Origin of the sequence: Streptomyces sp. M2CJ-2 (assembly GCF_016757295.1) — a bacterium.
Classification (GTDB): domain Bacteria; phylum Actinomycetota; class Actinomycetes; order Streptomycetales; family Streptomycetaceae; genus Streptomyces.
The window spans coordinates 1-9144 of the sequence record NZ_JAESIF010000128.1 but is presented as its reverse complement, the minus strand read 5'-3'; the positions used below and the strand labels follow the sequence as shown (position 1 = coordinate 9144).

At 73.0% G+C, this 9144-nt stretch carries 10 protein-coding genes; 3 read left to right on the top strand and 7 right to left on the bottom strand.

Features of this window, described 5'->3' with window-relative positions; all coding sequences use genetic code 11:
* From JL475_RS37090 to rimP, 4 genes are all read right to left on the bottom strand, one after another.
* A partial coding sequence (locus JL475_RS37090) for a translation initiation factor IF-2 N-terminal domain-containing protein (protein WP_202282607.1) occupies window positions 1-993 on the bottom strand: 993 nt, incomplete at its 3' end.
* Between the two features lie 150 nt (window positions 994-1143).
* Window positions 1144-1437, bottom strand: a complete 294-nt coding sequence (locus JL475_RS37085) for a YlxR family RNase P modulator (protein WP_202282605.1) — start codon at window positions 1435-1437, stop codon at window positions 1144-1146.
* Between the two features lie 102 nt (window positions 1438-1539).
* Window positions 1540-2526 carry a transcription termination factor NusA gene (gene nusA / locus JL475_RS37080; protein ID WP_202282603.1) on the bottom strand — a complete coding sequence of 329 codons (987 nt, stop codon included), beginning with the start codon at window positions 2524-2526 and terminating at the stop codon, window positions 1540-1542.
* 2 nt (window positions 2527-2528) lie between these two features.
* Complete coding sequence (rimP, locus tag JL475_RS37075; protein ID WP_202282601.1) at window positions 2529-3083, bottom strand: ribosome maturation factor RimP; 555 nt, start codon at window positions 3081-3083, stop codon at window positions 2529-2531.
* Between the two features lie 242 nt (window positions 3084-3325).
* Here rimP and JL475_RS37070 point away from each other — a divergent pair, with 242 nt between their 5' ends.
* The 3 genes from JL475_RS37070 (at window position 3326) to JL475_RS37060 (ending at window position 5337) form a co-directional block, all read left to right on the top strand.
* Entirely contained in the window at window positions 3326-3895 is a 570-nt protein-coding gene (locus JL475_RS37070; protein ID WP_202282599.1) for a hypothetical protein, read from the top strand.
* Window positions 3896-3898: 3 nt separating this feature from the next.
* Window positions 3899-4363: a ferritin-like domain-containing protein gene (locus JL475_RS37065; RefSeq protein WP_202282597.1), complete on the top strand. Its 465-nt coding sequence runs from the start codon at window positions 3899-3901 to the stop codon at window positions 4361-4363.
* Window positions 4364-4425: 62 nt separating this feature from the next.
* A complete protein-coding gene (locus JL475_RS37060) occupies window positions 4426-5337 on the top strand; it encodes an aminoglycoside phosphotransferase family protein (RefSeq protein WP_202282595.1) in 912 nt (303 codons plus the stop codon).
* 89 nt (window positions 5338-5426) lie between these two features.
* Here JL475_RS37060 and JL475_RS37055 read toward each other — a convergent pair whose 3' ends face one another.
* The 3 genes from JL475_RS37055 to JL475_RS37045 form a co-directional block, all read right to left on the bottom strand.
* Entirely contained in the window at window positions 5427-7127 is a 1701-nt protein-coding gene (locus JL475_RS37055) for a proline--tRNA ligase (RefSeq protein WP_202282593.1), read from the bottom strand.
* A gap of 262 nt (window positions 7128-7389) precedes the next feature.
* Window positions 7390-7956: a GNAT family N-acetyltransferase gene (locus JL475_RS37050; RefSeq protein WP_202282591.1), complete on the bottom strand. Its 567-nt coding sequence runs from the start codon at window positions 7954-7956 to the stop codon at window positions 7390-7392.
* Between the two features lie 95 nt (window positions 7957-8051).
* Complete coding sequence (locus JL475_RS37045; protein WP_202282589.1) at window positions 8052-8900, bottom strand: GNAT family N-acetyltransferase; 849 nt, start codon at window positions 8898-8900, stop codon at window positions 8052-8054.
* Between the last annotated feature and the right edge of the window lie 244 nt (window positions 8901-9144).

Genomic DNA, 9144 nt, shown 5'->3' with positions numbered 1-9144 from the left:
GCCACCGGGACGAGCGCCGCCGGGACGACCGGCACCGGCCGGGCCACGGCCGCCGGGGCCGCCACCGGGACGGGGACCGGCAGCCGGACGCTGCGGCATCATGCCGGGGTTCGGACGCGGGCCGCCGGGGCCGCCACCGGGACGGGGGCCGCCCTGCGGACGCGGCATCGAGCCCGGGGTGGGACGCTGCCCGCCCGGAGCCTGCGGACGCGGACCGCCGCCGCCCTGGCCACCGGGGGCCTGGGGACGGGGACCGGCGCCGGGGGCACCGGGACCGCCGGGACGCGCGCCCTGCGGGCGGGGCGCCTGCGGGCGGGCCATACCGGTGGAACCACCGGAGGTGAAGGGGTTGTTACCCGGACGCGGACCGGCCGGGCGTCCGCCCGGACGCTGACCGCCGCCACCGGGGCGCTGACCCTGACCGGCCGGACGTCCACCCTGGCCGCCCTGGCCGCCCTGACCCTGGCCGCCGGGGCGAGCACCGGGCTTGGGGGCGCCGGGACGCGCACCGGGCTTCGGCCCGGACGGAGCCGGGGAGGGAGCCTGCGCGGCCGCCGGGGCCTGGAACTCCGGAGCCGCCGGTGCCGGGCCCGGCGCGGGCCGCGGGCCCGGCGTCGGGCGCGGACCGGGGGTGGCCGGCAAGGGCGCCGACGGGGCCGCGGGCTGCTGGGCCGCGGCGGGCTTGGGCGCCGGCGGCTTCGGGGCAGCCGGACGGTCCCCCGCTGCCTTGACGGCACGGGAGGGGCCCCCAGCCTGCGCCGGCGAGGGCGCTGCGGGCCTGGGGGCCGCCTTCCGGGGGGCGCCGGGCTTCGCGGCGGACTTGCCGTTGCCCCCGCCCTGCTGGAAGGCGTCGGTCAGCTTGCGTACTACGGGCGCTTCGATCGTTGAAGACGCCGAACGGACGAATTCACCGAGTTCCTGGAGCTTGGCCATGACGACCTTGCTCTCCACACCGAACTCCTTGGCGAGTTCGTAGACCCGGACCTTAGCCACTTCGCTCCTTTGAGGTCCGGGTTGCGTCCGGACCGTCGCTAGTTCATGGGCGTACTCATCGCGTACTCATCGAGTGCTCATCGCAATCTCGACCTGCTTTCGACTCGCGAGGTACCAGACCGTACGGGGGGTTCCGCACGGCATGTCTTCTTACGGATTGCTCTCACAACCCTGTGCCTGCTCGACGTAGTGGCGCAACGCCTTTACGTCGAGCGGTCCCGGGACGCGGAGCGCCCGCGGAAACGCCCTCCGGCGCACCGCCTGGTCAAGACAGACCGGGACGGGGTGCACATAAGCACCCCGGCCGGGCAGCGTACCGCGTGGATCCGGGACGCACGCGTCCTCGATCGCCACGATCCGCAGCAGCTCTTCCTTGACCGCTCGCTCCCGGCAGCCCACGCAGGTTCGCTCGGGGCGTGCGCGGATAGGTGTCCGGCCAGACACTCCTCAGTCTACCTCCCCGGACCGACCTCACCCCTTTGGGGCAAGAATCGAACAGATGCCGCCGTCGAGACTGTCGTGATCTCAGCGGGCGACGGCTCGGATCTATTCCCCGGGCTGTTCCGTGTCCGGCCGGATGTCGATCCGCCAGCCGGTCAGGCGAGCGGCCAGACGGGCGTTCTGCCCCTCCTTGCCGATCGCCAGCGACAGCTGGTAGTCCGGCACCGTCACCCGGGCGGACCGGGCGGCCAGGTCCACGACCTCGACCTTGGAGACACGGGCCGGCGACAGCGCGTTCGCCACCATCTCGGCCGGGTCGTCCGACCAGTCGACGATGTCGATCTTCTCGCCGTTCAGCTCACCCATGACGTTGCGCACGCGACCGCCCATGGGGCCGATGCAGGCACCCTTGGCGTTCAGCCCGGACCGGGTGGAGCGGACGGCGATCTTCGTACGGTGGCCGGCCTCACGGGCGATGGCGGAGATCTCCACCGAACCGTCGGCGATCTCCGGCACCTCCAGGGCGAAGAGCTTCTTCACCAGGTTGGGGTGCGTACGCGACAGGGTGACCGACGGGCCGCGCACGCCCTTCGCCACCCGGACGACGTAACTGCGCAGCCGCATGCCGTGCGGGTAGGTCTCGCCCGGCACCTGCTCCTGCACCGGCAGGATGGCCTCCAGCTTGCCGATGTCGACCAGGACGTTCTTCGGGTCGCGTCCCTGCTGGACCACGCCGGTGACGATGTCGCCCTCGCGGCCGGCGTACTCGCCGAGCGTCACGTCGTCCTCGGCGTCGCGCAGGCGCTGCAGGATGACCTGCTTGGCCGTGGTGGCCGCGATGCGGCCGAAGTCGGACGGGGTGTCGTCGAACGCGCGGGCCTCCTGGCCCTCTTCGAGGTCCTCGGGGTCCTCCTTCGCCCACACCGTCACATGTCCGGATTCCCGGTCGAGCTCCACCCGCGCGTGGCGGCGGCTTCCCTCGGTGCGGTGGTAGGCGATGAGGAGGGCCGATTCGATCGCCTCGACCAGCAGGTCGAGGGAGATCTCCTTCTCCCGTACCAAGAGCCGAAGGGCACTCATGTCGATGTCCACGGTTACGCCTCCTCTTCCGTCTCGTCGTGCTTGTCGTTCGCGCCGGTCGCGCCGGTCGCGTCGTTCGTGTCGGTCTTGTCGTCCTTGCGGTTGAACTCGACCTGGACGCGCGCCCTGCCGATGTCGCCGAAGGCGAGTCTGCGGGCGGTGGCCTTGCGGCCCTTGACTCCGGGCACCTCGAGGTCGAGGCCTTCGTCGTCGACCCGCAGGATCCTGGCGACCAGTTCGTCGCCCGCGGTCAGCCGGAAGCTCACCAGGCGGCCCGTGGCACGCACGTAGTGCCGGTGCTCGGTGAGGGGGCGCTCCGCACCCGGGGTGCCGACCTCGAGGGTGTACTCCCCGCCGCCCATCGCGTCGGTCTCGTCGAGTTTCGCCGAGAGCGCGCGGCTCACATCGGCGATCCGGTCCAGGTCCGCTCCGGTGTCGGAGTCGACGACGACGCGCAGCACACGTTTGCGGCCGACCGCGTCCACGGCGATCTCCTCGAGATCGAGGCCCTGCGAGCTGACGAGCGGTTCCAGAAGTTCTCGAAGCCTCTCGCTCTGGGTGCTGCTCATCCGGGTGACTCCTCGGCCGCGTGTGCTGTTGTGGGACGGTGCGCGTGTCTGGTCAAAGGGTATCCGGTCGCGGGGGGTGATGCCGTCCACCCGCTCACGGAGGGTGCCGCTGACCGTCGTCGGGCGGATGCACGGGTACCGTGATCACGGGCCTGTGGCCCTCCTTGCCGTTCTTTCCGCCGCCACACTTCTTTCCGTTCTTTCCGTCGCCACGTTCGTACGAGCCCCCGAGGACGTCTGCCGTGCCGTTCCCCCACGCTCCACGCGCCCGCTCGGGGCCGCGCAGAAGGAGCCTGTTCGCCGTCGCCTCGACGGCCCTGCTCGTGACGGGCTGTTCCGCCGGGTCCGAGAAGCCCGACACCACCGCCGGCAGCCGTCCCTCGCCGGCCGAGCGGGTACGCGCTCGTGCGGCGGGCGACAGCAGGGAGCTGGCCGAGCGGTACGACGCCGTGATCGCGGCGCATGCCGGGCTCGCGCCGCGGCTGCGTCCGCTGCGCGAGGAGGTCGTACGGCACGCGAAGGCCTTCGGGAGCACGGCGACGTCCACGCCGTCGCAGGGGGCGGCGGGGTCGCAGGCGTCGCCCGGGGCGCCGGGGGCGCCGTCCCCCTCCGGGGCGCAGCGGTCCGCCTCGCCGACGGCCTCCGGGCCCGCGACGGAGAAGGACGCCCTCGCCGGGCTCGCCGCCGCGGAGCGGGAGATCGCCGACCGGCGTCTGGAGGACCTGCTGGACGCGCCGCCCGAGCTGGCCCGGCTGCTGGCCTCGGTGGTGGCGGCCGGGGCGGCGCACGTGTATCTGCTGACGAAGGGGTGACGGGTGAGCGAGGCGGAGGACCGGGAACTGCGGGCGCTCCAGGCGGCCCTGGCCGCGGAGCACGCGGCGGTGTACGGCTACGGGGTCGTGGGCGGGCGGATCGCGAAGGAGCGCCGTACGGACGCGCGCGCGGCGTACGACGCGCACCGCGCACGCCGGGACGCACTGGTGCGCGAGGTGAAGGACACGGGCGGCGAGCCGGTCGTGGCCGCCGCGGGCTACGCGCTGCCGTTCCCGGTGCCGGAGGCGGCCGCGGCGGTACGGCTCGCTGCGGAGTTGGAGAACCGGGTGGCCGGGGTGTACTCGGACCTGGTGCGCGCGAGCCGTGGTGAGCGGCGCCGTGCGGCGGCCGAGGCGCTGCGGGAGGCCGCGGTGCGGGCGGTGCGCTGGAGCGGGGAGAGCGTAGCCTTCCCTGGGCTCGCCGAGCGGGCCGACCCGGCCTCGGGGGCTCCGACGCCGACGGCGTGACGGGGCTGCGGGCCGAAAGCGGCGGCAGGCATCGCTCACAGCACGAAGGGAACTACTCGCGCATGGTCTTCGAACCGCCGCAGCGCCTGGTGAGGGCGCTCGGTGAGACGGCTCCCGACGGTGCCCGGTGGCTGGAGAAGCTGCCCGAGGCGGCACGCGAGGCCGTCGCGGTGCGCGAGCTGACCGTGGAACGGGTGCAGATGCCCGGGGGGCGCAGCAGCCTGGTGGTGCTGGTGCGGACGTCCGACGGCGGCCCCGCGGTGCTGAAGCTGGCTCCGGCGAGGGCCCGGCCGGAGAGTGAGCGGGCCGCGCTGGCCCACTGGAACGGTCTGGGCGCGGTTCGGCTGCTGGAGCCTTCTCCGCCCGCCGACGGCGCGCTGCTGCTGGAGCGGCTGCATCCGGATGTCTCGGTGCGGTCGCTGCCGGAGGCGAAGGCGCTGCTGGAGGCGGCCGGGACGCTGCGGCGGCTGTGGGTCGAGCCGCCCTCGGGCGATGCCGCCCATCCCTTCGAGACGGTGGCGGAGCGGACCGGCCGGCAGGCCGAGGCCATGCGGGCGGCCGCCGCGGGCGATCCGGAGGTGGGACCGCTGGTGTCGGCGGCGCTGGCGGTACGCGAGGAGCTGCTGGCCGGACCGCCCGAGCACCGGTTGCTGCACGGCACGTTCCGGCAGAGCAAGGTGCTCTCCGGCGAGCGGATGCCGTGGCTGGCGGTGGGCCCGGACCCGCTGGTCGGGGAGTGCGCCTTCGACCTGGCCCGGCTGGTCCGCGACCGGGTGGAGGACCTCGTCGCCCAGACCTCCGGGGCGGCGACGACCCGCCGCCGGGTGAAGCGTCTCGCGGAGTCCCTGGAGGTCGATCAGGAACGTCTGCGCGGCTGGACGCTGTTCCGCGCGGTGGAGTCCGGTGTACGCGCCCGCCGCGTGGGCCGCGGCCAGGACGCCGAACTCCTCCTGGAGTTCGCGACCTGGCTCTGATCCCGTACCCGCCGCCCCGTCCGCCGTCGGGACGAGTCCCGGAAGGGTGCCCCGCGCGGTGGTGGTTCCGCGCGGGGCCACCGGGCGGGTCAGGCCGTGAGGCGGGCGATGGCCTCGTCGACGGTGAGTTCCTCGCGTTCGCCGGTACGGCGGTCCTTCAGCTCGACGACGCCCTCGGCGGAGCGGCGGCCGGCGACCAGGATCTGCGGGACGCCGATCAGCTCGGAGTCGGTGAACTTCACGCCCGGGGAGACACCCGCGCGGTCGTCGACCAGGACGCGGACCCCGGCGGCGGCGAGCTTCTGGGAGACCTCGAGGGCGAGTTCGGTCTGCAGCGCCTTGCCGGCGGCGACCACGTGGACGTCGGCCGGGGCGATCTCCTCGGGCCAGCACAGGCCCTTGTCGTCGGCGGTCTGCTCGGCGAGGGCCGCCACCGCGCGGGAGACGCCGATGCCGTAGGAGCCCATGGTGACGCGGACCGGCTTGCCGTTCTGTCCGAGGACGTCGAGCTTGAGGGCGTCGGCGTACTTGCGGCCCAGCTGGAAGATGTGGCCGATCTCGATGGCGCGGTCGAGCCTCAGGCCGGTGCCGCACTTCGGGCAGGGGTCGCCCTCGTCGACCACCACGACGTCCACGTACGCGTCGACCTCGAAGTCGCGCCCGGCGACCACGTTCTTGGCGTGGGTGTCGGCCTTGTTGGCGCCGGTGATCCAGGCGGTGCCCGGTGCCACCCGCGGGTCGGCGATGTAGCGGACCTTCTCCAGGCCCTGCGGACCCACGTAGCCGCGGACCAGGTCGGGGCGGCCGACGAAGTCCTCTGCGGTGACGAGTTCGACGACGGCCGGGGCGAAGTGCGCCTCGACCTTGCCCATGTCGACCTCGCGGTCCCCGGGAACGCCCACGGCGACGATCTCGCCGCCGACCTTGACCAGCAGGTTCTTCAGCGTGGCCGAGGCCGGGACGCCGAGCGAGGCGGCGAGGGTCTCGATGGTGGGGGTGTCGGGCGTCGGGATGTCCTCGGCGGCCGGGACCGCGGAGCCGTCGACGGGCCGCACCGCGTAGGAGACCGCCTCGGTGTTGGCGGCGAAGTCGCAGTTCGGGCAGTCCGCGAAGACGTCCTCGCCCGCCTCGGCGGGGGCGAGGAACTCCTCGGACTTGGAGCCGCCCATCGCACCGGCGGTGGCGGCGCAGATGCGGTAGTCGAGGCCGAGGCGCTCGAAGATCCGCTGGTACGCCTCGCGGTGCAGGGCGTACGACTGGGACAGCCCCTCGTCGTCGAGGTCGAAGGAGTAGGAGTCCTTCATCAGGAACTCGCGGCCGCGCAGGATGCCCGCGCGGGGGCGCGCCTCGTCGCGGTACTTGTTCTGGATCTGGTAGAGGATCACCGGCAGGTCCTTGTAGGAGGACGCCTGGTCCTTCACCAGGAGGGTGAAGATCTCCTCGTGGGTGGGGCCGAGGAGGTAGTCGCCGCCCTTGCGGTCCTGGAGGCGGAACAGCTCGGGGCCGTACTCCTCCCAGCGGCCGGTCGCCTCGTAGGGCTCACGCGGCAGGACGGCGGGGAGCAGCACCTCCTGGGCGCCGATCGCGTCCATCTCCTCGCGGACGACGCGTTCGACGTTGGCGAGCACCTTCTTGCCGAGCGGCAGCCAGCTCCAGATGCCGGCGGCGGTGCGGCGCACATAGCCGGCCCGGACGAGGAGCTTGTGGCTGAGGACCTCGGCGTCCGCCGGGTCGTCGCGCAGCGTCTTCGCCATCAACTGGGACATGCGCTGGACCGGTGCGTTCGCCATGGTTCTCGTACTCCTGCTGCGTCTAGGTGATGAGACAGGAGGTTAGCCGGGTGGGACGGGGCGGTGGAAATCGGTTAGGGCCTGTCCGGCGGATCAAGTCGCAGGAAAGCGACGGCGCCCTCATCAGCGCCGGTGAGCGGGGGCTGGTGCGTGCAGCTGCAAGGCGGAGGAAGGAGTCGACGCGGAGCGTCGGCGAGTGACGACAACGCCGCAGATGGGCGTGCCAGCCCCCGCGTCTGCGGCATGATCCGCCGGACAGGCCCTACGGGCGCCGGAGCGGCAAAGGTGCTCCCATCACGGCGTACGGCTTGGGGGCGCTGGGGAAATGGACCCGGCGGGCGAGGTCCTCGTACCCCAGGGAGCGGTACAGGCCGCGGGCGGGGCTCTCGATGTCGATGGCGGAGAGGATCGAGCGGGGTTCGTCGGCCCCGTCGGTGATCGTGGTGATCAGGGCGCGGCCGATGCCGTGCTTCTGGTGGCGCGGGTGGACGTGCAGTTCGGTGATGACGAAGGAGTCGTCGAGCCAGTGGTCCCGGCCCTGGGCGCGCAGGTGGGGCTCGACGACGGTGGACCACCAGTGGGCGCGGTCGTTGGGCATGCCGTAGACGAAGCCGACGAGACGGCCGGCGCGGGTGGCGCCCAGGGCTCTGGCTCCGTGCAGGGTCATGTGGCGCAGCACGATCTGCCGGCGTACGGCCACCTCGTCGGGGCCGAGACCGAACGCCGCCGCCTGGACCGCCAGTGCCTCGTCGACGTGGGCGGCGAGGTCGAGGGGGCCGATCACGATGTCGTCGGGACGGGGGTGCCCGTGACCGGGAAAGCGCAGCATGCCGGGGAGACTACAGGGCGTCGGCACGGGCCGGGACTGTGCGGCGGACCGCACTTCGGGACCGGGGAGCAGGGAGCGGGGCTCTGGGCCCCGGTTCAGAACAGGACGCTCATGAACGCGCCGACCTCCTGGAAACCCACCTTCTGGTAGGTCCGGCGCGCGGGGGTGTTGAAGTCGTTGACGTAGAGGCTGGCCACGGGGGCGACGTCGGCGAGGGCGTAGCGGAGCACGGCCGCCATGCCGGGGGCGGCTATGCCCCTCCCCCGGTGCTCGGGGGCCACCCATACGCCCTGGATCTGGCAGGTCCGGTCGGTGGCGGCGCCGATCTCGGCCTTGAAGACGACCTTGCCGTCGGCGTCGAAGCGGGCGAAGGCGCGTCCGGCGCCGACGAGTTCGGCGACCCTGGCCTGGTAGAGCAGGCCGCCGTCGCCCGCCAGGGGGGAGATCCCGACTTCCTCGGTGAACATCGCCACGCAGGCCGGCATGATCTTTTCCATCTCGTCCTTGCGGACGCGGCGGACGTAGGGGTCCGGGGCGATGGTGTCGGACAGCCGGTCGGTGACCATGAGGGGCTGGTGGGCGCGGACCTCCCGGGCGGGGCCCCACTGGGGTTCGAGCAGCCGCCACAGCTCGGCGGTGGGTGCCGCGGGGCCGACGACCGAGGAGCAGCGGCGGCCGGCCCGGCGGGCGCGGTCGGCGAAGGCACGGACGGCCCGGGGGGTGGCGCAGATGGGGACCAGGTTGGCGCCGGCGTAGCAGAGGGACGTGAGCAGGCCGCCCTCGTACCAGCCCCACATCTCACCGCCGAGCCGCCATGGGTCCAGGCCCGCGACCTGCACCCGGGATGTCACGAAGGCGTTCGCCACCGGCTCGCGGTCGAGGACGGCGAGGGCGGCGTCCAGGTCACTCGGTTCGAGGACCCGGGAAGTGGTCTGCGTCAACACGCGCGGGGGGCCTCACACATTTGGGTCTGCTGGTTTCCGCACTGTACCTGCCGAATTTGTGTGTTGCCGCCCCGCGGTGGGGAAACGTTTCCTGCCCGGGGGTCTCCCGGGCAGGAACGGCCTGACCGGCCGGGTCAGCCGGCGACCGAGATCTGGGGTTCGCCGGAGGCGATGCCGTCCTTCTCCATCTGCTCGGCGATCTTCAGGGCCTCCTCGATCAGCGTCTCCACGATCTTCGACTCCG

Coding starts and splice junctions, on each gene's coding strand:
- rimP (WP_202282601.1), bottom strand. CDS start 3,083: ATGAGCAGCACCCAGAGCGAGAGGCTTCGAGAACTTCTGGAACCGCTC.
- JL475_RS37060 (WP_202282595.1), top strand. CDS start 4,426: ATGGTCTTCGAACCGCCGCAGCGCCTGGTGAGGGCGCTCGGTGAGACG.
- JL475_RS37055 (WP_202282593.1), bottom strand. CDS start 7,127: ATGGCGAACGCACCGGTCCAGCGCATGTCCCAGTTGATGGCGAAGACG.
- JL475_RS37050 (WP_202282591.1), bottom strand. CDS start 7,956: ATGCTGCGCTTTCCCGGTCACGGGCACCCCCGTCCCGACGACATCGTG.